We start from the raw sequence: 222 nt of genomic DNA on the forward strand, positions 1-222 counted from the left end.
GGTTAATGGGTGAAGTGCTTGCGTACTTAAACAAACAACAAAAAGAATTAAAAGACGTTGCATTAACGCCTGCTGGTTTATCTAAAATGGTTCAATTAATTGAAAAAGGTAGAGACCCAGAAGAAATCGTTAAAGCGAAAGGCCTTGTTCAAATTTCTGACGAGGGTACACTTCGTAAAGTTGTAACAGAAATTCTTGATAATAATGAGCAATCTATCGAAG

At 35.6% G+C, this 222-nt stretch carries 1 pseudogene; it reads left to right on the forward strand.

Annotated elements, in window-relative coordinates:
• Positions 1–222 (forward strand): annotated as a pseudogene (locus tag MR083_RS27490) (Asp-tRNA(Asn)/Glu-tRNA(Gln) amidotransferase subunit GatB); the annotation flags it as partial.

The organism is Bacillus cereus group sp. BfR-BA-01408 (assembly GCF_022663305.1).
Lineage (GTDB): Bacteria > Bacillota > Bacilli > Bacillales > Bacillaceae_G > Bacillus_A > Bacillus_A pacificus.